General features: G+C 67.0%; 19 protein-coding genes. 7 read left to right on the plus strand and 12 right to left on the minus strand.

The genetic code is table 11. The features are described 5' to 3' along the window. Positions 1–18: 18 nt before the first annotated feature. Positions 19–513, minus strand: coding sequence for an Lrp/AsnC family transcriptional regulator (locus ABNK63_RS01830; RefSeq protein WP_056716064.1), 495 nt, complete (start codon positions 511–513; stop codon positions 19–21). A 140-nt stretch (positions 514–653) separates the two neighbouring features. Between ABNK63_RS01830 and ABNK63_RS01835 the strand changes: the two genes are divergently transcribed. Both ABNK63_RS01835 and ABNK63_RS01840 read left to right on the plus strand, forming a co-directional pair. Further along, positions 654–1571, plus strand: a complete 918-nt coding sequence (locus ABNK63_RS01835) for a DMT family transporter (RefSeq protein WP_350016529.1) — start codon at positions 654–656, stop codon at positions 1569–1571. Between the two features lie 19 nt (positions 1572–1590). Next, the gene (locus ABNK63_RS01840; protein WP_350016530.1) at positions 1591–2289 is read left to right on the plus strand and encodes a glutathione S-transferase family protein; all 699 of its coding nucleotides are present in this window, start codon (positions 1591–1593) and stop codon (positions 2287–2289) included. Between the two features lie 14 nt (positions 2290–2303). Here the strand turns inward: ABNK63_RS01840 and ABNK63_RS01845 are convergent, their stop codons facing one another. From ABNK63_RS01845 to ABNK63_RS01855, 3 genes are all read right to left on the minus strand, one after another. After that, positions 2304–2918, minus strand: a complete 615-nt coding sequence (locus ABNK63_RS01845) for a hypothetical protein (protein ID WP_007810395.1) — start codon at positions 2916–2918, stop codon at positions 2304–2306. Continuing rightward, complete coding sequence (locus ABNK63_RS01850) at positions 2918–3184, minus strand: DUF2249 domain-containing protein (protein ID WP_007810393.1); 267 nt, start codon at positions 3182–3184, stop codon at positions 2918–2920. The genes ABNK63_RS01845 and ABNK63_RS01850 overlap by 1 nt, the downstream gene beginning before the upstream one ends. 262 nt (positions 3185–3446) lie before the next feature. Beyond that, positions 3447–4472, minus strand: a complete 1026-nt coding sequence (locus ABNK63_RS01855) for an acyltransferase family protein (RefSeq protein ID WP_007810392.1) — start codon at positions 4470–4472, stop codon at positions 3447–3449. Positions 4473–4861: 389 nt separating this feature from the next. Between ABNK63_RS01855 and ABNK63_RS01860 the strand changes: the two genes are divergently transcribed. Beyond that, positions 4862–7087, plus strand: a complete 2226-nt coding sequence (locus ABNK63_RS01860) for a reprolysin-like metallopeptidase (RefSeq protein ID WP_157582390.1) — start codon at positions 4862–4864, stop codon at positions 7085–7087. A 118-nt stretch (positions 7088–7205) separates the two neighbouring features. Here ABNK63_RS01860 and ABNK63_RS01865 read toward each other — a convergent pair whose 3' ends face one another. The 5 genes from ABNK63_RS01865 to ABNK63_RS01885 all read right to left on the minus strand — a co-directional run bounded on the left by ABNK63_RS01865 (position 7206) and on the right by ABNK63_RS01885 (position 13540). Then, a complete protein-coding gene (locus ABNK63_RS01865; protein ID WP_350016531.1) occupies positions 7206–7913 on the minus strand; it encodes a TMEM175 family protein in 708 nt (235 codons plus the stop codon). 39 nt (positions 7914–7952) lie between these two features. After that, on the minus strand, positions 7953–8720 hold the full coding sequence (ubiE, locus tag ABNK63_RS01870; protein ID WP_007810385.1) for a bifunctional demethylmenaquinone methyltransferase/2-methoxy-6-polyprenyl-1,4-benzoquinol methylase UbiE: 768 nt from the start codon (positions 8718–8720) through the stop codon (positions 7953–7955). A gap of 28 nt (positions 8721–8748) precedes the next feature. Then, positions 8749–11391 (minus strand): glycerol-3-phosphate 1-O-acyltransferase PlsB, encoded by a 2643-nt coding sequence (gene plsB, locus ABNK63_RS01875; RefSeq protein ID WP_350016532.1) that lies wholly within the window; start codon positions 11389–11391, stop codon positions 8749–8751. 31 nt (positions 11392–11422) lie between these two features. Continuing rightward, on the minus strand, positions 11423–12349 hold the full coding sequence (locus ABNK63_RS01880) for a hypothetical protein (protein WP_350016533.1): 927 nt from the start codon (positions 12347–12349) through the stop codon (positions 11423–11425). Positions 12350–12643: 294 nt separating this feature from the next. Continuing rightward, positions 12644–13540 carry an HAD family acid phosphatase gene (locus ABNK63_RS01885; protein WP_350016534.1) on the minus strand — a complete coding sequence of 299 codons (897 nt, stop codon included), beginning with the start codon at positions 13538–13540 and terminating at the stop codon, positions 12644–12646. A 138-nt stretch (positions 13541–13678) separates the two neighbouring features. Here ABNK63_RS01885 and ABNK63_RS01890 point away from each other — a divergent pair, with 138 nt between their 5' ends. Beyond that, positions 13679–14710, plus strand: coding sequence for an AI-2E family transporter (locus ABNK63_RS01890; protein ID WP_007810381.1), 1032 nt, complete (start codon positions 13679–13681; stop codon positions 14708–14710). 43 nt (positions 14711–14753) lie between these two features. On the opposite strand, the gene ABNK63_RS01895 is transcribed toward ABNK63_RS01890, so the two are convergent. Beyond that, positions 14754–16736, minus strand: coding sequence for a UvrD-helicase domain-containing protein (locus ABNK63_RS01895; protein ID WP_350016535.1), 1983 nt, complete (start codon positions 16734–16736; stop codon positions 14754–14756). Between the two features lie 104 nt (positions 16737–16840). Between ABNK63_RS01895 and ABNK63_RS01900 the strand changes: the two genes are divergently transcribed. From ABNK63_RS01900 to ABNK63_RS01910, 3 genes are all read left to right on the plus strand, one after another. After that, a complete protein-coding gene (locus tag ABNK63_RS01900) occupies positions 16841–18184 on the plus strand; it encodes an NAD(P)/FAD-dependent oxidoreductase (RefSeq protein ID WP_350016536.1) in 1344 nt (447 codons plus the stop codon). Positions 18185–18314: 130 nt separating this feature from the next. Beyond that, positions 18315–18947, plus strand: coding sequence for a thymidine kinase (locus ABNK63_RS01905; RefSeq protein WP_350016537.1), 633 nt, complete (start codon positions 18315–18317; stop codon positions 18945–18947). Positions 18948–18969: 22 nt separating this feature from the next. Beyond that, positions 18970–19740: a hypothetical protein gene (locus ABNK63_RS01910; protein ID WP_350016538.1), complete on the plus strand. Its 771-nt coding sequence runs from the start codon at positions 18970–18972 to the stop codon at positions 19738–19740. A gap of 68 nt (positions 19741–19808) precedes the next feature. On the opposite strand, the gene ABNK63_RS01915 is transcribed toward ABNK63_RS01910, so the two are convergent. Next, on the minus strand, positions 19809–20408 hold the full coding sequence (locus tag ABNK63_RS01915) for a nitroreductase family protein (protein ID WP_350016539.1): 600 nt from the start codon (positions 20406–20408) through the stop codon (positions 19809–19811). A 252-nt stretch (positions 20409–20660) separates the two neighbouring features. After that, positions 20661–21488: a bifunctional DNA-formamidopyrimidine glycosylase/DNA-(apurinic or apyrimidinic site) lyase gene (gene mutM / locus ABNK63_RS01920; protein ID WP_350016540.1), complete on the minus strand. Its 828-nt coding sequence runs from the start codon at positions 21486–21488 to the stop codon at positions 20661–20663. Positions 21489–21495 lie beyond the last annotated feature (7 nt).

A 21495-nucleotide genomic window follows, 5' to 3' on the forward strand; every position in this document is an offset into this window, starting at 1 on the left:
GGGTCGCAGGGGAGAGGGTCAGTCGCGTGACGCGGCGAGTGCGGCGTTCCACATCGCGCGGGTCAGCGGGCGGTGTTCGTGCGGCGTCTGCAGCACGATCAGGGTAGTGGTGCTGTTGCTGGCGCCGGTCTTGAGCAGGCGGTCGAGCACCGATTCCAGGTGGCCGATCGACATCGCCACCACATGCAGCAGGGCGGAGTCCTCGCCGGCCAGGCGGCGACACTCGAGCACTTCGGGGATGTCCTCCACCAGTGCGCCGATGCGCGCGCAGGTGACGCCGTCGCAACGCAACCGGATCATCGCGCTGATGCCGTAGCCCAGCCGCCTGGGGTTCACCGTGGCGCGGTAGCCGCTGATCACGCCGGCTTCCTCCAGCCGTTTCACCCGCTCGGCCACCGCCGGCGCGGACAGCCGCACCTTGCGGCCCAGCTCGGCGTAACCCAGGCGCGCATCCTGCTGCAGCGCTTCGAGCAGCTGCCAGTCCTTCGCGTCCAGTTCGAGCTTTGATTCCATGACTTTCGATTCCAAGGCAGGATCAGGTATCGATGAATTCGATCGCTGGCGAAACAGCGCGAAAACGCTTCGGTGCATTATTCCTCGGCGCGAGCGGCAAGACTAGGATGCGCACTTCCCCGTTTCAGGAATGCGTCCCCATGGGTACCGTTGAACGTCTCGATGGCCGCGCGCTGCTGGCCATCGCGATCGCCCTGCTCACCTGGTCGTCGGCGTATGCCGCGATCGCCTATGCGTTGCCCTCGTTCACGCCGGGCGAGGTGGCCTTTGCGCGGCTGCTGACCGGCTCGCTGTGTTTCGCCGTCCTGCTGTGGGTGAAGCGGGCGCCCCTGCCGGCGCCGCGTGACTGGCCGCAGCTGGCTGTGCTCGGCGTGCTCGGCCTCAGCGTCTATCACCTGTGCCTGAATTACGCCGAGACGCGGATCGCCAGCGGTACTGCCTCGATCCTCATTTCGCTGGTGCCGGCCGCCACGGCGGCGGTGTCGGCGTTCTGGATCGGCGAGCGCCTGACCTTGCGCACCTGGGTCGGCCTGGCGCTGGCCCTGCTCGGCACGGTGCTGGTGGTGCTGGCCAGTGGGCAGCGGGTGGAGGTGGACCCGCACGCCTTGCTGGTGCTGGTCTGCGTCGCCGTCTCGGCGGTCTTCTTCGTGGGTCAGAAGGCGCTGTTCGCCCGCAGCAGCATGGTCGGCGTCACCGCGTTCGCGATGTTCGCCGGCACGCTCGGCGCGCTGCCGTTCGGCTGGCATCTGCCGCAGGCGCTGGCGGCCGCGTCGTGGTCGCACATCGGCGCGCTGCTGTGGCTGGGCATCGCGCCCACCTTCGTCGGCTACCTGGCCTGGAACATGGCGGTGCACCGTGCTTCGGCTTCGCAGGTCAGCAGCTTCATCTACCTGTCGCCGCCGATCGCGCTGCTGATCGGCTGGTTGTGGCTGCACGAAGTGCCGAATGCGCTGATCCTGGTGGGCGGGGCGGTCACCATCGGCGGCGTGGTGCTGGCCAATGCGCGGCGGCGGCCCGTGCGGGTCGTGCCGCCGATCGAAACCTGCGAACAGAACTGACCACGGGAGGTTGCACGACATGTACCAGCTGCACATCGCCAACAAGAACTATTCGTCGTGGTCGTTGCGGCCGTGGCTGCTGCTCAGCGAGCTTGGCATCCCGTTCGAAGAACATCTGGTGACGTTTGCCCAGGGCAACGGCGCCAGCTGGCAGGCGTTTCGCGCGTTCTCGCCCAGCGGCAAGGTGCCGTGCCTGCACGACGGCGAACGCGTGGTGTGGGATTCGCTGGCGATCGCCGAATACCTGGCCGAACGTCATATGGACGTATGGCCGTCCGATCCGGACGCGCGTGCCTGGGCGCGTTGCGCCGCCGCGGAGATGCACGCGGGCTTCGCGGCCCTGCGCAACCGGTGCGGCATGAACTGCGGCCTGCGCATCCGCCTGCCCGACGAGCTGCCGGCGGCGCTGCAGGTCGATATCGCACGCATCGATGAATTGTGGAGCGAAGGGCTGGCCCGGTTTGGCGGGCCGTTCCTGGCCGGCGCGAAGTTCGGTGCCGTCGATGCGTTCTTCGCGCCGGTGGCCTTCCGCATCCAGAGCTACGGCCTGCAGCTTGGCGCGCCATCCTCGGACTATGCGCAACGGCTGCTGGCGCTGCCCGGCATGCGCCGCTGGTATGACGCCGCGCTGCAGGAGAGCTGGCGCGACGAGGAACACGAGCGCGAGGCGCGGCAGTCGGGCACGGTCTGGCAGGACCTGCGCGTGCCGGCGAGCTGAGGCGCGCCGCGCGCTCAGTTCAACCGGGTCACGCGAACGACGGCGGGATCGTCGGCATGCTCCAGCAGCAGGCACTTCACCCGCTCCTGCCACGCCTGGCCGAAGGCCGCGCGCTGTTCCGGCGTGGCCTGCGGGTCGAGTGCCGCCCCCAGCAGCGGACGCAGGCTGGCCGGCGCGGGGACATCGCCGAGATCCAGCGCCACCGACACGCTCTTTCCGTTGTCGCGTCGATGCACCCGCAGGCCCGCACCTGCGTCAGGCGTGGAGAAGTGCAACAGCGAATGCCGGGCGAAGCGGCCGGCAATGCCGTGAAAGCCGTTGGCTGCGGCGGCGCCGGTGACTAGGGTGAACACCTGGCCGATCACGCCGTTGACGCCCTCGTCTTCCGCGCCGCTCATTTCCACGCTGACGCCGCCGCGCTCGGCGGGGCCATCGGGATAGAGCGCGCGCAGCGCGGCACGCGCCATCAGCCAGGCGCCGGCTACGGTGGGGCAGGAGTGGCCGGCCAGACGCACGGCGTCGATGTAGTGGTAGTCGAGCAGGCCGTCGTCGGCCGCGCCAAGCAGGTCCGCCAGCGGATCGCGCAAGGTGATCGCCGGCGCCTGGTCGAAGAAGGGCGGATAGCGCATCACTCCACCGGCAGGCCGGTGATGCCGAAGTCGATCACCACGGCGTCCGCATCGCGCTGGCGGTAGGTCACGCTGAGGTTGTCGCCGAGGCGTTCGCGCAACTGGGCGATCAGCGGGATCGGGTCGTGGTCGTTGACGAAGCGCATCGTCTCACCCGAACGCAGCGCGCCGATCGCACCGAAGATCGCCGAATGGCGGAAGCGGCGGGCCACCCCGCGGGCGTCGAAAAGATGGGTGTTTTGTTCTGCAATGATGTCGCTGGCCATGGGGCGGGCTCGTCGGGAAAGGGAGCCCAACATACGCCGCGCGTCGCGGCGGGCCACTGATCTGGATCACGTCCACCCGGCGCGAATCGCCTTCCATGCAAACGGAAAACTGCTCGCCGGGTCGATCGGGGGAGGGACGGCGATGAATGCGCAGGTTGCGGCCGATGACGACGAGCCGGGGCGGGTTTGCCTGGGCCGGTTGACCTGGCGGGAGTCGATCAGCTTCCGCCAGGTCGAACGCGATGGCCGTTCCGGCGACACCTCAGCTGGCACCCGTCACCTTGTCGGCCGCGGGCGCAGGTCGGCTGCGGAACAGCCACTGGTAATTCATGATCGGGTGGAACAGGGGCGCCACAGCCGCCAGCAGCGTCACCAAAAGCAACGTCGCCCCGATGACCACGCCCAGGCTCTGCCCGACACCCAGGTGCCGGAACAGCTTCCAGATGCCGTATGCGGTGGCCAGCTTGATCAGAAGCCCATGCAGCAAGTACACCGAAAGACTCTCTCGACCCATCTTTTCAAACGGACTTGCTGCGCGAGGGGTCAGTCGCAGTACCGCCCATACGCCTGCGGCGGATGCCGCAAGCAGGCCCGCCTGGATCGCGCCTCCCCAAAGATTGGTGTAGGGAGCGAGACCGAAAAGCCATTTGGCGCTGAGCTCGCGGATCAGCCAGGCGAAACCGGCAAGCGCCAGCAACACGCCGACGGCTGCGAGGCGCGGCCCTTTGATCTTCGTGCCATGCAGATAGCCCGCGACGAAGAATGGAAAGAACACCAGCGTGCGCGACAGGCTGAACGAGTAGCCGACGTCGTTGAGGTAGCCAGAAAGCACGGCCAGGGTGCAGGCGACCAGGAGCGGTCTGGTAAAGGAAAGTGCCGGGATCAGCATGATCCGCCAGCAGGCCAGGCTCATCAGATACCAGAGTATCCAGTTGGGGCTTGTCACGGAGTAGACGAATGGCTTGCCAAGCAGCCACGCGTCGAAAGCGAGATAGATCGCCTGGAAAACCAGGAATGGCAGAACCAGCCTGGTCAGCCAGCGTGTCCCCTGTTCGATGCCGAACTTCGGCCGGGACAATGCACCGGACAGATAGATGAAGGCCGGCATGTGGAAAAGATAGATGAACTGATAAATAGCCAGAACGACAGGCGACTTGTAGCGCCACTCTTCCATGCAATGCCCCAGGACAACCAGCGCGATCAGGATGAACTTTGTGTTGTCGATCCAGGAGCTGCGTTGCGGGTCTGCGACCTGCGCGGATATTTCTTTTGCCGGGGAGCTGATCATGGCCTGCTGTCTTCGATGGCCGGAAGAGAAGACGCGCGTCGAAGTCACGCCAGATGGAAGCGCAGCATGCAGGCAGTGGCTGACGGATGCAACGGCGCATGCCGTCGAGAGCCCGAGTGGCCGACCGCATGTCTCCGCAAGATCATCGGGCGGGCACTGGTCGATACGCGGAAGCCGCCGCGGGGGGCGGCTCGCCGTTCATCTCCCGCGAGCCTTGGCGGCGCGTTGCCGAATCCGCGATCGTGTGGACGAAAATTCTCCTCTTCGACGCGTATATTCTCGCTTTTACCCGACTTGCGGGATGACGACGGTTGCCCGTGTGATGACACACTGGTGGTCGGAGTCGGCCTGTTCCGGCGATCCACGTGATGAAATGGAGGACGCAGACAATGCGCCGCAGCTATCCCGTACTACTTCTGCTGGCGATGTTGCCTGCGGCTCACGCGGCGAACCCGTCGCTGTTGCGTGTTGATACGGCGCCTGTCCGTGCGCTACTTGCCACGCCGGCAAGAACGCCGGTCTTGCTCGATGAAAACGCAGCACTTGCCGCGATGCAGGATGGTGGCCTGTGGCTGGACAGCCCGACGGGCGGACGCAGTTACGTGCGCTACGTGCGGCACGAAACCTTTCCCAATGGCGACTGGACCTGGATCGGCAGCGTCGATACGCAGCATGGTCCGCAGTCGGTGGTGCTGACCTTCGGCGCGCATGCCAGCTTCGGCAATATCCCGCAGGCCACCGGCGCCTCCCTGCGCGTCTACACGGATCGCTCGGGCAGCTGGCTGATGGCGCCGGCGACCCAGTCGCGGCTGCGGCAGCGCGCGTTGGGACCAGGCCGCAACGATGCGCGGATTCCCCCACGCGACGCGCGAAAGGCATCGTTCGCGACCGCAGGAATGAGCCTGGCGGCACAGCAGGCGGCGATCAGCCCGCCAACCTCCCCGCCGACCGGCACCACCCTGGTCGATGTGCTGGTGGCCTACACACCGGACATGGTCCAGCAGCTGGGTTCGACCGACAACGTGCTGACCCGCATCCACTACCTGATCAGCTACGCCAACCAGGCCTATGCAAACAGCCAGGTCGACATGCGCGTGCGGCTGGCGCGCGCGGTCCCCGTCGACTACACCGCCGCCACCTCCAACGAGCAGGCACTGGACGACCTGACCACGGTCGGCGGCACCACGGCGCTGGAGCCGTTGCATGCGCTGCGCGACCGCTACGGCGCCGATCTCGTCGCGCTGTTGCGTCATTTCGACAACGCACGGGATGGCAGCTGCGGCAACGGCTGGCTCAGTGGCGGTGACGGCACCTCGATCACCGACCACTACGATTTCTCGGCCGGTTATGGCTTTTCGGTGGTGAGCGACGGCTCCGACGAGAGCGGGTACTACTGCGAAGACAAGTCCTTCACCCACGAACTTGGCCACAACATGGGCCTGGCCCATGACGTGGACAACGCCGACGGCACCGGCGCCTATCCGTATGCCTACGGCTACAAGAAGACAGTCGGTTCGGGTGGCTTCGGCACCATCATGGCCTACGAGGACGCGGGACAGGATTCGACCCAGGTGTTCTCGAGCCCGCAGCTGACGATCTGCCAGAATTTCCCCTGTGGCGTGCAGAATCAGGCTGACAACGCGCGCGCGCTGCGGCAGACAGACTGGCTCATCGGGGGCTTCCGGCACAACCGGATCGCGCCATTCAACGCCGATGGCGACACCACCTCCGATCTGCTCTGGCACAACCCGAACGATGGCCGGATGGTGTATTGGCCGATGCTTGGGGCAGGCCACGATGGTTATCGCAACCAGTCAGTCAGCACCTCGCTGCGGCTGCTCGGTACCGGCGATTTCAATGGCGACGGCTTCGTCGACCTGTTGTGGGCCGACAGCAGTCGTCGCATGACCATCTGGCTTGGCGGTCGGAATGCCGGCAAGAGCGACTACGTCGCCAGCAGCTTCGGCACCTACAACAGCAATGACTGGTATCTGGCCGGCATCGGTGACGTCGACGGCGACGGCAAGGACGATCTGGTCTGGCACAACCAGGTGCAGGGTACGCTCGCCTACTGGCTGATGGACGGTTCCAGCAGGAAGTCGGCGCGCAGCATCGGCGTCAACAAGGCCTACCGTGTTCTGGGCGTCGGTGACTTCAACGGTGACGGACTGGTCGACGTCCTGTGGGGCAATGCGCAACGCACGATGTATGTGTGGCTCGGCAATGGCAGCACGTTCTCGATCAACGCCTTCGGCACCTACAACGCCGGTGGCTGGAAGCTGAAGGGCACCGGTGACGTCGACGGCGACGGCAAGGACGACCTGCTCTGGTACAACCAGAGCCTTGGCACCTTCGCCTACTGGACGATGAATGGGGCCAGCAGGAAGGGAACGAAGAGCTTCAAGGTCAATGCGGCTTACGACGTGCTGGCCACCGGCGACTTTGACGGCAACGGCATGGTGGACATCATGTGGGGCAACGCTTCACGAGTGCTGTACGCCTGGCTCGGCAATGGCAGCACCTTCGACGTGCAGGCGGCCGGAAGCTACTCGACGGGCGGCTGGAAGGCGATCAATCGCAAGGGCGTGACCGACGCGGACATGGCGACGCCCTGAAGCGAGGAAGGTGGCAGCGGCGCGACCGTCTCCGTTCCGCCGTGTCGAATGCGCAGGGAATGCATGAACGGCGAGGCTGGAAGGCGAGGCCGGGAAAGGCAAGGCGACGATGGAGACGCTATGCCGCCGAACCGGGCACGCTGGTGCCGGCGGGTTCGCCGGCCGGCTCCATCGGGGCCGGCGGCTTCGCGATGTCGCCGGCCTGCCGGGCGGCTTTCTGCGCACGGGCGCGGGCGAGGCGGGCGAACAATCGGGTCAGCAGGGGAATCGTCAGCAGCACGAAGTTGTTCGGTCCTTCCCAGAACCATGCCAGCCCCAGCGACATCGCCGCCGCTACCGGCAAGCCCCACGCCCGTCCCAGTGCCCCGGCCACGTCCACGGGGCTGATGTCGGCATGCAGGAAGCCCGAACGCAGCGCACGGCCGAACAGCCAGCGCTGGAGCAGCGCTGCCAGCAACAGCGTGGCGGAATAGAACATTTCCGGCACGCGCGACAGCGGGTTCGAACTCATCAGCGCGGTGGCGAAGGGCATGAACGCGATCACCAGCAGCATCAGCAGGTTCGGCAGCATGACACTAGGACTGTAGGCGGAGATCATGCCGAATACGCGGTGGTGTGCCGCCCACAACGCGCCGATCACCAGGAAACTCAGCACGAAGCCAAAGATGCTCGGACCCAGCGCGGCGAGTTCGGAGAGAAACACCTGGTCGCTGGCCAAGCCCAGTCGCGGGACATGGATTTCGATCACCAGCAGGGTGATCGCGATCGCGAACACCGCGTCGGAGAAGAAGACCAGGCGTTCCAGCTGGTGGTTGTGGCTGCTCATGCGGCGACGGCTCTCGGGGCGATACGGTCGATATCCGGCTCAGAACTTGTATGCGCGATGGATCGCCACGATGCCGTTGGTGAGGTTGCGCACCTCGACGCGGCCGAAGCCGGCGCGCTCCATCATGCCTTTCAGGGTTGCCTGGTCGGGATGCTTGCGGATCGACTCGGCCAGGTACTGGTAGCTGTCGGCGTCGCCGGCGAACAGCTGGCCGAGCTTCGGCAGGATCCTGAACGAGTGGAAGTCGTAGAGCTTGCCGAACAGCTCGCTCTGCACTTTCGAAAATTCCAGCACCAGCGCGCGGCCGCCGGGTTTCAGCACGCGGCAGATGTCGGCCAGCGCCTTGTCCTTGTCGGTGACGTTGCGCAGGCCGAAGGCCATGGTCACCGCGTCGAAGCTGTTGTCGGGGAACGGCAGCGCTTCGGCGTTGAGCTGGGCCCAGCGCAGGCCGGAAACCAGGCCGCGGTCGGTCATGCGGTCGCGGCCGACGCCGAGCATGGCCGCGTTGATGTCACCCACCACGATGTCGCCCTGGTCGCCGACGACCGGCTTGAGCAGGGCGGCGATGTCGCCGGTGCCGCCGGCCAGGTCGAGCACCCGGTCGCCCCGGCGCACGCCGCTGGTGGCCACGAAGTGGCGCTTCCACAGCCGGTGCGTGCCGAACGACATCAGGTCGTTCATCAGGTCGTAGCTGCGTGCGACCGAGGTGAACACCTGGCCGACCAGCTTCTGCTTGTCGCCCACGGGCACGTCGCGGAAGCCGAAGTGGGTGGTCGATTCGGGCGTGGTCTTGGGCTGTTCGTTCATGGCCGGCAATGCTACAGGAACGCCGTGGTCAGGCGTCGGGAGTGGGGCCGCGACGATCGTCGCCGCTGCGCCGTTCGTGTTCGTGCTGCTCGGCGTCGACGTGGCGCCGGTGCAGGTCGGCGGCGGAGGCGTCGTCGGGCAGCGCCTGCACGGGCACGGCATCAACCGGTTCCTCGGTGGCCGTTTCCCGCTCGCCGCCGGGGGTGATCTTCAGGATCGAGTGGCGCACTTCGCGCGACAGGATCACCCGCGCATCGCGCACCATGCCTTCCAGCGCGCTGTCGTAGTCGAGCTTGCCGTCGGCATCGGTCCACACGATGCGCCGCTCGCGCAGCTTCTGGATGAAGCCGCGGAACAGCGCCTTGTCGAAGAATTCCGGCGCGCTCAGTTCGTTGAGCAGGGACAGCCGCTGCGCGGTCAGCGTGCAGGCACTTTCCAGTTCGCCGCCGCTCATCGTGTGCGGACCGTTCTTGGCCAGCGCGGCGATGGTGATGTAGTAGCGCTCGAACGCCTGGATCAGGCTGCGGGCGATCACCTTGAGCTGGAACGCACCGTCGTCCTGGCCCGGGCTGCGTTCGAGGCTGCGGCCGTCGTTGGTGGATTCGAGCAGGCCGCGGCGCACGAAGAAGTCGATGGTCGCTTCCAGCTGCGCCACGAAGCCGTCCGCATCCCATGGCAGGAACAGCTCGCCCTGGATGAACGGGTAGATGATCTGGCCCAGCCGCAGCACCGAGGCCCGCGACATGCGGCGGTTGTTGAGGAAGCAGCAGGCCACCCATGCCGCGGTGGCGTTGAGATGCAGCACGTTGTTGCGGAAGTAGCTGAGCAGCACCGCCTGCTCGGCACCCACCGTCAGCACGTCGCCCAGCGGATGCTGCACGCGCTGGATCCAGCCCATCTGTTCGCCGTAGGCGATGATCGCGGCCGGATTCATCGGCGTCAGCGTGACCCGGTCCGAGTACGGCAGTTCTTCCAGCATCGCCTTGCCCAGCTCCAGCTGGGTCAGCAGGTCGGCCTCGGCCATCGCGTGCTTGGGCGTGGCCAGCAGGGCCAGCGCCAGCAGGTTGATCGGGTTGACGTCGGCGGCGCGGTTGATGTTGATCTGGATCTGTTCGGCCAGCCGGTCGGTGACGCTGTTCAGCCACTCGGGCTTGACGTCGGGATCGGCACCGGCGGCGCGCCAGTCGCTGCTGGCCGCGTCGAGCAAAGGGGTCAGCTCGATCGGCTCGCCGAAGTTCAGCGCCACGTGGCCGTAGCGCTGGCGCAGCACCTTGAGGCCGCGCAGCAGGCCGATCAGCGACTCCTTCTCCTTCGCCTGGCCGCTCAGCTCGCCGGCGTAGGACTTGCCCTCCATCAACTTTTCATAGCCGATGTAGACCGGCTGGAACAGCACCGGCCGGCGCGGCGCGCGCAGGAACGCGCGCACCGTCATCACCAGCATGCCGGCGCGCGGCGCCAGCAGGCGGCCGGTGCGCGAGCGACCGCCCTCGATGAAGTATTCCATCGGCACGCCGCGGTCGATCAGCTGCGCCACGTACTCGTTGAACACCACCGAATACAGCGCATTGCCCTTGAAGCTGCGGCGCAGGAAGAACGCGCCGCCGCGGCGCAGGATCGGGCCGATCACCGGCAGGTTGAGGTTCACGCCGGCGGCGATGTGCGGCACCACCACGCCGGACACGTGCAGCTGGTAGCTCATCAGCAGGTAGTCGGCGTGGCTGCGGTGGCAGGGCACGTAGATCACTTCGTGGCCGGGCGCGGCGGCGCGGGCCTTGTCGAAGTGGTGCATCGCGATGCCGTCGTACAGCTTGTTCCAGAAGTTGCTGAGCAGGAACGAGGCCGAGCGCACCACCGGATGCGAATAGTCGGCGGCGATCTCCAGCAGCAATTTGTTGGCCTTGCGCCAGGCCTTGGCGTGGCTGATCTTTTCCTTGGCGGCGGCCGCGGCGATTGCCGCGCGCACCGGTTCGGCGTTCAGCACCGAGTCGACCACGGTGCGCTTGTGCGACAGGTCGGGACCGATCACCGCCGCACGGATGCGATGGAAATGGGTGCGCAGAACACGGGCGACCTTGCGCGCGAAACGCTCCGGCGCGATCGTGCCGGACTCGTCCAGCATCTGCCGCAGCGACACCGGCGCGGAGAAGTGCACCACGGTGTCGCGTCCGTTCAGCAGCAGCGCCAGCAAACGTCCAAAGCGGCCCACCATCACCCAGTTCTCGGAGAACAGCACGCGGAACCAGCCGCTGTCGCGGCTGGGCGCGCGGCCGACGTAGATCGACACCGGCACGATCTGCACGTCGAGCTCGGGCTGGCCTTCCAGCGAATGCACCAGCTGGCGCAGCGGCTCGCTGGCGGCACGCTTGCGGTTGCGTCCGAACAGCCAGCCGTCGCGGCGGGTCAGTGCGAACACCGAGCGGCGCCGGCGGGTGCCGGACAGCGCCTGCATCGGGCTGGGCAGGCCGGCCTCGCGGCAGGCGCGCTGCAGGATCAGCGCGTCGGAAAAGCCGTCACGCTCGATCACGTAGCAGACCGGCACGCCGGCCTGCAGCAGGGTCGCCGGTTCGGCCGGATCGCGGCGGATGCGCACCCAGGGCTGCAGCAGCTGGCCGGCGAGGTTGAACCACCAGGGAGCGGGTTGGCGGGCAGGAGCGTCCGCGGTCGTGATCATGGGCATCCGCCTATTCTAACGGTTGGGCGGATCAGTCTTTCGTTACGGGGCTGGCCGCGGCGGCGACCGTGCCGGCCACGGCCGCCTGCTGCTGCAGCCGGGCGTGCGAGCGGCGGGCATTCGCCAGCAATTCCTCGTTGTACCAGCGACCGTTTTCCTCGACCATTTCCGCTTCGGCGGACAGCGGCTTGCCGAGCAGGGTGTAGTCGATCTTCACCACGGCGTGGCCGTTGCCGTTCGTCAGCGGGGTGAGGCGGACTGAGTCCAGCGTCTGATCGATCGACAGGCCGTAGATCGCCAGCAGCTGCTTGGCGCCCGCGTAGGCGGTCGCGTACCTGGTCATGGTGGTGTCGAAATCCAGGCTGCGCAGCTGGTCGGCATCCTTGATGTCCAGCTTGCGGGCGGTGGCCACGGCCACGCCGATCGCCTGTTTCGCATGGGCCGCGTCGAACCACGGGGCCTGCTGCGCCCACGGCAGCAAGGTGTCCAGCACGCTGCCGAGCTGGGCTTTCTGCGTCTCGCCCAGGCTCGGGCTCCGCGCGATGGAACGCTTCAGGATCGCCTCGCCCACGCTGGCCAGTACCGGCAACTGATCCTGGTACTGCTGCTGCATCTGCGCCAGCTTCGGCTGCAGTTCCGCATATAGGGTGTCCTCCGCGTCCGGGGCCGTCAGCTTGCGCAGGGTTTCGCTGAAGCGGGCGCGTTGCCCGGCGCTGTCCGGCTGGGCGTGGCGCTGTTGCAGGGCCCAGTCCGCGCGCATGCTGGCGTAGTCGGCTGGCGGCAGCAGGTGCTTCCACAGCCCGTTGAGGTCACCGCTGCGGAGCAGGTCCACCGACGACTGCAGCGCCGCTTCGGGCGTGCTGCCGCCGGCCTGTGCCGGCTCGTCCTTGCCGTGGCAGCCAGCCAGCAGCAGGGCGGCGAAGAGCAGCAGGGCGTGACGCAGGACGGGCAGGCGCATCGAATCGGTTCTCGCGTGGGGAGCGGGCGCGGATGCGCCGCCTGGCGGGCAGGCGCGCAGGGTAAGGGGCGTGGCGAGGGCGAGACAAGCGCGGCTGCAGGTTTTTGCGAGGCCGCCAAAAGAAAACCCCGCGGGCGCTGGCCTCGCGGGGAAATCCGGCAGGGCCGGAAGGGAAATGGCCTTGCCTGCAATGCACTTCGGTCAGCAGGTGTCGGCAGCGAGATATTAACGATTCGTCAAAGCTGAGGCAACACTTTTCTTTTGTGTTGCAAGTTATTGATTTGATTGCGTGGATCAGTGCGTGCGCAAGGCCTCGATCTTCTTCTGGCGACGCTGGTCGGGCGAGGCGGACCAGTCGTTGTCGAACAGCGCCGGTTCCCACGAGCCGTAGGTGGGATTGGGCAGCACGAACCAGCGCGTGCCGATCCACGGCAGGTAGTCGGCCACCGCCTTGCGCCGGCCGTCGAGCGTGTTCAGCGGCACGTCGACGAAGTCGCCGATCTGGTCGCCGAACTGCATCAGCACGCGGTAGTGCCGGGCCACCAGCTGGCGGCGGCAACCCTTCTCCGAGCCGGCCTGTTCGCAGCCCTCGACCACGGTGCCCAGGCCCAGGAACGATTCCGGGCCGGCAACCGGCAGGCCGGCCTTGCGCAGGTTGGCCAGGGTCACCTGATCCAGATCCTTCGCGCGGTTGGAGATGTAGATCACCGCGATCCCGTGCTTCGCCGCGAACTGGGTGAACTCCACGGCGCCGGGCAGGGCGCGGGCGATGGCCTCGCGGCACCAGGCGGCCCACTCGGCCTCGTTGTACTCGCGGTTGCCCTGGATCATGCGGGCAGCGGATGGCGAGTTGTCCAGCACGGTTTCGTCGATGTCCAGGATCACGGCGGGCTTGAGGCCCTTCAGCGGCGTGGTGCGATCGTTGCGGCCCAGCGCATCCCAGTGGCGGTCATGCAGCGCGGCCAGCAGGCGCGACTGAGCGTCGCGGTAAGTCTGCAGGTAGATCAGGTCATGTTCGATCGCGTGCTGGCTCCACGCCACCGCGTTGAGGTTGTCGTTGGCGGCGACCGTCGGCGTGGCGACAGGTGGGGACGCCGCGGGCGGCGTGACGGCCGCGCGCTGCGTGGGTGCGGCGGCGCAACCGGCCAGCAGGGCGAACGCGAGCAGGGTCGAGGAAAGACGCAGTGACATGGGGAATCCTTGGCAAGACGAACTGGAGCTGATGCGGTACGAGAGCATGAACGGAGTCTACGACAGTCGCATGGCGGGGCTGGCCGCGGCGGCGGCCTGCTGACAGACTGGCGTCCCCGCCGCCACGACTTCACCCGCATGGATTCTTCCCTGCCCGCCTCGCGCGCGCCTTCGCCGGCCATCCGTTACGCGAGCTACGTGCTGACCGCGGCGGTACTGCTGCTGGTCATCGAGATCCACCTGCTGCCGGCGCTGCTGGCCGGCCTGCTGGTGTTCGAACTGGTCCAGGCGATGGTGCCGTTGCTGGGGCGGCGCATTTCCGGCGACCGGGCACGCGTGGTGGTGGTGGCGGTGCTGGGCGCGGTGGTGGTGGGCCTGCTGATCCTGCTGATCCTGGGCGCGATCAGCCTGTTCCACAACGAGATCGGCAACCCGCAGCTGCTGTGGCAGCAGCAGTTGATGCCGCTGGTGGAAAAGGCCCGCGCCCAGTTGCCGCCGCTGCTGGTGAACAACCTGCCCGACAGCATGGACGACCTGCGCGTGGGCGCGATCGAACTGGCGCGCAAGCACGCGGCAACCCTGCAACTGGCCGGCAAGGGCGCGGTGCGCGTGTTCGTGCACATCATCATCGGCCTGGTTCTGGGGGCGATCGTGGCGCTCAGCCGCACCCGTCCCGCGCACCAGATGGGGCCGTTGTCCGCCGCGCTGAGCCAGCGTTGCCAGCGCCTGGCCGAGGCCTTCCACAATATCGTGTTCGCCCAGATCAAGATCTCGCTGATCAACACCGTGTTCACCGCGATCTTCCTGCTCGGCGTGCTGCCGTTGATGGGCATCCATGTGCCGCTGGCCAAGACCCTGGTGGTGGTGACCTTCGTGGTCGGCCTGCTGCCGGTGCTGGGCAACCTGATCTCCAACACCGCGATCGCGGTGGCGGGACTGTCCGTGTCGCTGGGGGTGGGCATCGCCGCGCTGGTGTTCCTGATCCTGATCCACAAGCTGGAATACTTCCTCAACGCGCGCATCGTGGGCACCCAGATCCGGGCGCGCGCGTGGGAACTGCTGGTGGCCATGCTGCTGATGGAAGCCGCGTTCGGCCTGCCGGGCGTGATCGCCGCGCCGATCTACTACGCCTACCTGAAGAGCGAACTGGAAGCGGAGAACCTGCTGTAAGCGTGGGCGATGCCTGGTTGAATCCCGAATCCCGAATCCCGAATCACCCGCTGGCCAGCATCGCCTTGATCCGCGCCATGTGCGACTCGGCGGTTTCGCGGGTCACTTCCTTGTCCGCTTCGGGGTCCTTGCCCTGCCAGTGCAGGTCGTCCTGCGGCAGTTCGTGCAGGAAGCGGCTGGGCTGGTTGCGGTGGACCTCGCCGTAGCGTTTGGTCTGCGCGCACCACGACAGCGTCAACAGCTCCTTGGCGCGGGTGATGCCCACGTACATCAACCGGCGTTCTTCCTCGACCCGACCTTCGTCGATCGCGCCTTCGTGCGGCAGGGTGCCGTCTTCGCAGCCGACGATGAAGACGAAGCGGAACTCCAGGCCCTTGGCCGCGTGCATCGTCATCATGCGCACCGCGTTGCCCGGCTCGTCGCGATCGGCGTGGCTGAGCAGGGCCAGCTGCGAGGCGAGGTCGCCCGCCGTGTTGCCACCTTTCTGCATCGCGCGGAACCAGCCGGCCAGTTCCTGCAAGTTGCCCAGCTTGCGCTCGCGCGCGCTGGCGTCGGGCGTGCCGGCGATGATCTGCGCGGCGTAGCCGGTGCGCTTCAGGATCAGTTCGACCAGGTCGGCGGCGTTCTCGTGCAGCGAGGCGCTGCGCAGTTCGTCCAGCAGGTTGGCGAACGAGGCCAGCGCCGCCGCCGGGCGCGGGGTTAGCTGGCGCAGCACGCCGTCGCTGCGGGTGGCGTCGAGCAGGGACGAGTGTCGCGACTGCGCAAGCTGGCCCAGCTTCTCCAGCGTGGTCGCGCCGATCTCGCGTTTGGGCACGTTCACCACGCGCAGGAAGGCGGCGTCGTCGCTGGGATTGGTCAGCAGGCGCAGGTAGCACAGGATGTCCTTCACCTCGGCGCGGTCGAGGAAACTCAGCGCGCCGGTGAGGTGGTAGGGAATCCGCGCCAGGCGCAGTACCTTTTCCAGCGGCCGCGCCTGGAAGTTGCCCCGGTACAGGATCGCCATGTCGTCCCAGCGCGCCTTGTGTTTCTCGGCCAGGGTGGTGGCGATCGCGGCGACGCGCTCGGCCTCGTGTTCGGCTTCCTTGCATTCCAGCACGCGGATCGGCGCGCCTTCGGGGTGCTCGCTCCACAGCTTCTTTTCGTGCAGGTGCGGGTTGTTGGCGATCAGCTTGTTGGCCGTGCGCAGGATGCGCTTGCCGCAGCGGTAGTTCTGCTCCAGCTTGATCACGCGCAGGTTCGGCCAGTCGCGGCCGAGCTGGTCGATGTTCTCCGGGTTGGCGCCGCGCCAGGCGTAGATCGACTGGTCGTCGTCGCCCACGCAGGTGATCCCGCCGCGCTCGCCGGTCAGCGCTTTCAGCAGGCGGTACTGCGCGTCATTGGTGTCCTGGTATTCGTCCACCAGCAGGTAGCGGAAACGCTCGCGCCACGCCTCGCGGCATTCGGCGTCGGACTCCAGGATGCGCAGCGGCAGCCGGATCAGGTCGTCGAAATCCACGGCGTTGAACGCGCTCAGGCGCTGCTGGTACAGGTCGTAGATGGTGGCGGCCTCGATCTCGCGCGGGCTGCGCGCGGCGGCCAGCGCTTCCTCCGGCGACAGCCCGCCATTCTTGGCGCGGCTGAGCAGGTTGCGGATGCCGAACAGCACGTCGTTCTTCACGCCCTTGGGCGCCAGCTCCTTGACGATGCCGCTGCTGTCGTCCGCGTCCAGCACCGAGAAGCCGCGGCGCAGGCCGGCGCGCGCATGCTCGATCTGCAGGAACTTCAGGCCCAGCGCGTGGAAGGTGCTCACGGTGAGCGCGGCCGCGTCCTCGCTGCTGACCAGCTTCGCCACGCGCTCGCGCATCTCCTTCGCGGCCTTGTTGGTGAAGGTGATGGCGGCGATCTTGTGCGCACTGAGCTTGCGGCGCTGGATCAGGTACGCGATCTTCTGGGTGATCACGCTGGTCTTGCCGGAACCGGCGCCGGCCAGCACGAGCAGCGGCCCCTCGCAGTGTTCGACGGCGGCCTGTTGTTGGGGGTTGAGCATGGATTGGAACAGTGCGTGATGCGGAGGCCGATGTTAGCAGAGCCTCGCTGGCGCGCCGCCGCGCATCGGCCATAATCCGCCCACGACAGTCGCTGGGGAGAGGCATGGCGGAGCAGCAGGCAGAGCAGCAGGTGGAACAGTGCGACGTGGTGGTGATCGGTGGCGGCCCGGGCGGCAGCACCGCGGCGACGCTGCTGGCGCGCAAGGGCTACAAGGTGATCGCGCTGGAAAAGGCCCATCACCCGCGTTTCCATATCGGCGAGTCGCTGCTGCCGATGAACCTGCCGGTGTTCGAGCGCCTCGGCGTGCTGGACAAGGTGCGCGCGATGGGCGTGTTCAAGCCCGGCGCCGATTTCGAGGCGGACAACGAGCGCGGCTACAACACCTACGCGTTCGCCCGCGCGATCGGACAGAGCCCGCCACATGCGTACCAGGTGTGGCGGCAGGATTTCGACAAGATGCTCTACGACCACGCCCGCGAATCCGGCGCCGATGCGCGCGAGGGCCACGAGGTGGTGCAGGTCGAGCAGCGTGGCGCCCGCGAGAGCTGGCTGGACGTGAAGACCGACCAGGGCGACAGCTACGCGATCCAGGCCCGCTACGTGGTCGACGCCAGCGGCCGCGATGCCTTGCTGTCGTCGAGGAAGAAGCTGCGCCGCAAGAACGACCAGCACCAGAGCGCGGCGATCTTCGGCCACTTCCGCGGCGCCGAAACGCGCGCCGGCGAAGACGCGGGCAACATCAGCATCTACAGCTTCGGCTACGGCTGGATGTGGATGATTCCGCTGCCCAATGGCGTGATGAGCGTGGGCGCGGTGTGCCGGCCGGAGTACCTGAAACAGCGCAAGGGCCGCAGCGTCGACTTCCTGCTCGAAACCTTGAAGCTCAGCCCGGCGCTGTGGGCGCGCCTGCAGCACGCCGAGCTGATCGACAACGAGGTGCGCGTCACCGGCAACTACTCCTACGACTCCACCTGCATGGGCGGGCCGGGCTGGATCCTGGTCGGCGACGCATTCGCCTTCCTCGACCCGGTGTTTTCCTCCGGCGTGTACCTGGCGATGAGCGGCGCCGAGCAGGCGGCCGAGGTGGTCGACCAGGCGTTGCGCGAGCCGTCGCGCGAGCTGTCGCTGCTGCGCAAGCTGGAAAAGCGCCAGCGCGCCGGCATGGCCCGCTTCTCGTTCTTCATCTACCGCTTCAACGGCCCGGTGATGCAGCAGATGTTCCGCCAGCCCCGCAACACCTGGCAGCTGGAGCAGGGCGTGATCTCGATGCTGGCCGGCGACCTGTTCGACACACCGAAGGTGCTGTGGCGGCTGCAGCTGTTCAAGCTGGTCTACGCGATCTGCGGCATGCGCGACTGGCGCCGCTGGCGTGACGAGCATCGGTATCGACTGGCCCAGGCGCGCTTGCGCTTCACCGGCGGCAATACGCCCTTGGATCGGGAATAGGGAATGGGGAATCGGGAACAGGAAAAGCCCCGGTGATCGCGGTCGGGCGTCTGTGAGAAACTGGGAACATGGCCTGGTCGCCGCGCCGCTCTTGCCATTCCCGATTCCCCATTCCCGATTCACGGCACCCATGGCCAAGCTCTATTTCTATTACTCGGCGATGAACGCCGGCAAGACCACCACGCTGCTGCAGAGCGCGTACAACTATCACGAGCGCGGCATGCGCACGCTGATCCTCACGCCGGCGCTGGACAACCGTTTCGGCGAAGGCGTGGTGGCTTCGCGGATCGGCCTGAAGGCGAATGCGCGCCGTTTCACCAATGACGGGGACCTGTTTGCGCTGGTCGAGGCGGACATCGCGGCGCGCGGTGCGCTGAACTGCGTGTTCGTCGACGAGGCGCAGTTCCTCAGCAAGGCGCAGGTGTGGCAGATCAGCGACGTGGTCGACCGGCTGAACATCCCGGTGCTGGCCTACGGCCTGCGCACCGACTTTCGCGGCGAGCTGTTCGAGGGCAGCCGCCACCTGCTGGCCTGGGCCGACAACCTGGAAGAGATCAAGACGATCTGCCACACCGGCCGCAAGGCGACCATGGTGGTGCGCGTGGATGAGCATGGCCGTGCCGTCACCGACGGCCCGCAGGTTGAGATCGGCGGCAACGACCGCTATGTCTCGGTGAGCCGCGCCGAGTTCAAGAAGATCAGCGCGGGCGACGGCCGCATCGAGTTGCAGCAGACCGTGCTGCCGCTGGGCGAGCGCGAATGAACCGAACCATCAAGGAATCTGCATGAGCGAAGTCACCCCCGCCGTCAGCTGGCCGCGACCGTACTGGCAGCCTGGCGAAGAAGAGGCCGTGCTGCAGTTCTACGTGTTCGGCAAGTTCGAGCCCGAGCTGCTGATCCCGTCGCCCCGCTACGGCAGCCCGGGCCTGCCCGCCGGTGTCGAGATCCAGCGTTTCCAGAACGCGGTGCTGCGGCAGTGGGAAGGCTATCCGCTGAATGGCGCCCTGGGCCAGCTGATCAGGGAAGACACGCCGGCGGCGTACGAGAACGCGCGCATCGCGCCCGAGGTGCTGGTGGTGCGCGGCGTGCTCAAGGACACGGACACCCTGGACTACCTGCGCGACACGCTGGGCGTGCTGGCCGGCATGCTCGACGTGGGCGGCACGGCGATCCTCGATCCGCAGATCCTCACCCTGTTCGACGCCGACCACTGGCGCCGCCACTACCTGGTGAAGGATGGCGCGCCGCCGCGCAACCACGTGCTGATCCTGCGCAGTGGCGAGGAAGCGGCCGATCGGTCGTGGATACACACCCGCGGCATGCGCAAGTTCGGCCGTCCGGATCTCAGCCTGCACAACGTGCCCGAGGGCGACATCGATCGCGCCGGCGTGCTGTGCGAACGACTGGTGGAACTGTTGTCGCTGGGCGCGAACTTCGCCGCCGGCCAGGAACTGGAGGTCGACGGCCTGGCCGAAGGCCTGGTCGCGCAACCCGGCGGCAGCCTCGACGATCCGGATTTCAACAACAGCCATATCGCGTTCCACTGGCCGCAGTAAGCGCCGCCACGGCCGCAACGACAAAGGGCGACACCGCGGTGTCGCCCTTCTTGCGTCAGTAGGACGGCTTAGCCCTTGACGATGAAACGCTGGCTGTCGTCCATGAAGGCCTTCTCGCCGAAGCCGCCTTCGTGCGAACCGAATGGCATCTGCGCGCGCAGTTTCCACGTCGCCGGCACATTCCATTCCAAGCGGGTCGCCTCGTCCGCCACCGGGTTGTAGTGCTGCAGGCTGGCGCCCACGCCGGCCTCGGTCAGCGCCAGCCACACGGCGAACTGGGCCATGCCGCCGGCCTGTTCGGACCACACCGGGAAGTTGTCCGCGTACAGGGCGAACTGCTCCTGCAGACCCTTCACCACCGACTGGTCCTCATAGAACAGCACCGTGCCGACGCCAGCGGCGAAGCTGTCGAGCTTGGCGGCGGTGGGGGCGAAGGCGTCGGCCGGCACGATCCTGCTCAGCTCGGCCTTGGTCAACGCCCAGAACTTCTCGCTCTGCTCGCCGAACAGGATCACGGCGCGCGAACTCTGCGAGTTGAACGACGACGGCGTATGCCGGATGGCTTCCTTGATGCGCTGGGTCAGCGCGTCCTTGTCCAGCGACACGTTCTTGCCCAGCGCGTACTGGGTGCGGCGCTGCTTGAGCGATTCGATCAGGGTGCTGTTCATGGGGATTCCTCGGGCAATGGGGTCAATGCATGGGAATCGCGGATTGGAGAAGGCTTGTTTGAGAAACAGTGCAGGGAGGTCTTGTTGTCCCTTGCGACCACGGAAAAATCTCGCTTCGTCGCCTTCATCGCTGTATTTCGCGATCCATGGCGAATATGTTAGGCCCGAAAAGCAGCCTGGCTAGCCGGCGACTCGTGGTTAGTCTGTTTCCAAAAAGAAACAATGAGCGGAACACGCGCCGGCCGGCCCGCTTCAACGCTGGCAGTGCGGACACCAGAACGTCGAGCGCTGGCCCAAGGTGACCTGGCGGATCGGCGTGTTGCACACCCGGCAGGGTTCGCCGGCGCGGCCATAGACCATCAGCTCGCGGAAGAAATAGCCCGGTGCGCCGTCGGGGCTGATGAAGTCGCGCAAGGTGGTGCCGCCGCGCTCGATGGCCCAGGCCAGCAGGCGCTTCACCTCGGCGGCCAGTCGTGCGTAGCGTGCGCGCGAGACCTTGCCCGCGGCGAGCCGGGGATCGATGCCGGCGTAGAACAGCGCCTCGCTGGCGTAGATGTTGCCCACGCCCACCACGACGGCGTTGTCCATCAGGAACAGTTTCACCGCCGCCGTGCGTCCGCGCGACAAGTGCCACATCAGGTCGCCGTCGAAGGCGTCGGTCAACGGTTCCGGCCCCAGCTTCGCCAGCAGTTCGTGGGTCTCGCCGGGCGCCTGCCACAGCAGGCAGCCGAAGCGGCGTGGATCGGTGAAGCGCAGGATGCGCGGCGCCTGCCCCGTCGTGCGTTCCAGCGCGATGTCCACGTGATCGTGCTTGCCGATGGGCGCGTCCGGCGGCAGCACGCGCAGCACGCCGGTCATGCCCAGGTGCAGCAGCGCGCTGCCGGCTTCGGTGTGCAGCAGCAGGTATTTCGCCCGGCGTTCCACCGCGTCGATGCGCTGGCCGGGCAGTATGGCGCTGATCTCCGGCGGAATCGGCCAGCGCAGGTCGGGACGACGCAGGGTCACCCCGGTCACGCGCCGGCCGATCAGGTACGGCGCGATGCCGCGACGGGTGGTTTCGACTTCGGGCAGTTCGGGCACGTTCGAT

Origin of the sequence: Rhodanobacter sp. IGA1.0, assembly GCF_040208325.1 — a bacterium.
Taxonomy (GTDB): domain Bacteria; phylum Pseudomonadota; class Gammaproteobacteria; order Xanthomonadales; family Rhodanobacteraceae; genus Rhodanobacter; species Rhodanobacter spathiphylli.

Bases quoted from the DNA above. Each gene is read 5' to 3' on its own strand.
- ABNK63_RS01895 (WP_350016535.1), bottom strand. From the start codon at position 16,736: ATGCTCAACCCCCAACAACAGGCCGCCGTCGAACACTGCGAGGGGCCG.
- ABNK63_RS01835 (WP_350016529.1), top strand. From the start codon at position 654: ATGGGTACCGTTGAACGTCTCGATGGCCGCGCGCTGCTGGCCATCGCG.
- ABNK63_RS01915 (WP_350016539.1), bottom strand. From the start codon at position 20,408: ATGAACAGCACCCTGATCGAATCGCTCAAGCAGCGCCGCACCCAGTAC.
- ABNK63_RS01855 (WP_007810392.1), bottom strand. From the start codon at position 4,472: ATGATCAGCTCCCCGGCAAAAGAAATATCCGCGCAGGTCGCAGACCCG.
- ABNK63_RS01845 (WP_007810395.1), bottom strand. From the start codon at position 2,918: ATGCGCTATCCGCCCTTCTTCGACCAGGCGCCGGCGATCACCTTGCGC.
- ABNK63_RS01910 (WP_350016538.1), top strand. From the start codon at position 18,970: ATGAGCGAAGTCACCCCCGCCGTCAGCTGGCCGCGACCGTACTGGCAG.
- ABNK63_RS01850 (WP_007810393.1), bottom strand. From the start codon at position 3,184: ATGGCCAGCGACATCATTGCAGAACAAAACACCCATCTTTTCGACGCC.
- plsB (WP_350016532.1), bottom strand. From the start codon at position 11,391: ATGATCACGACCGCGGACGCTCCTGCCCGCCAACCCGCTCCCTGGTGG.
- ABNK63_RS01865 (WP_350016531.1), bottom strand. From the start codon at position 7,913: ATGAGCAGCCACAACCACCAGCTGGAACGCCTGGTCTTCTTCTCCGAC.
- ABNK63_RS01885 (WP_350016534.1), bottom strand. From the start codon at position 13,540: ATGTCACTGCGTCTTTCCTCGACCCTGCTCGCGTTCGCCCTGCTGGCC.
- ABNK63_RS01830 (WP_056716064.1), bottom strand. From the start codon at position 513: ATGGAATCAAAGCTCGAACTGGACGCGAAGGACTGGCAGCTGCTCGAA.
- ABNK63_RS01900 (WP_350016536.1), top strand. From the start codon at position 16,841: ATGGCGGAGCAGCAGGCAGAGCAGCAGGTGGAACAGTGCGACGTGGTG.
- ABNK63_RS01860 (WP_157582390.1), top strand. From the start codon at position 4,862: ATGCGCCGCAGCTATCCCGTACTACTTCTGCTGGCGATGTTGCCTGCG.
- ubiE (WP_007810385.1), bottom strand. From the start codon at position 8,720: ATGAACGAACAGCCCAAGACCACGCCCGAATCGACCACCCACTTCGGC.
- ABNK63_RS01880 (WP_350016533.1), bottom strand. From the start codon at position 12,349: ATGCGCCTGCCCGTCCTGCGTCACGCCCTGCTGCTCTTCGCCGCCCTG.
- ABNK63_RS01905 (WP_350016537.1), top strand. From the start codon at position 18,315: ATGGCCAAGCTCTATTTCTATTACTCGGCGATGAACGCCGGCAAGACC.
- ABNK63_RS01840 (WP_350016530.1), top strand. From the start codon at position 1,591: ATGTACCAGCTGCACATCGCCAACAAGAACTATTCGTCGTGGTCGTTG.
- ABNK63_RS01890 (WP_007810381.1), top strand. From the start codon at position 13,679: ATGGATTCTTCCCTGCCCGCCTCGCGCGCGCCTTCGCCGGCCATCCGT.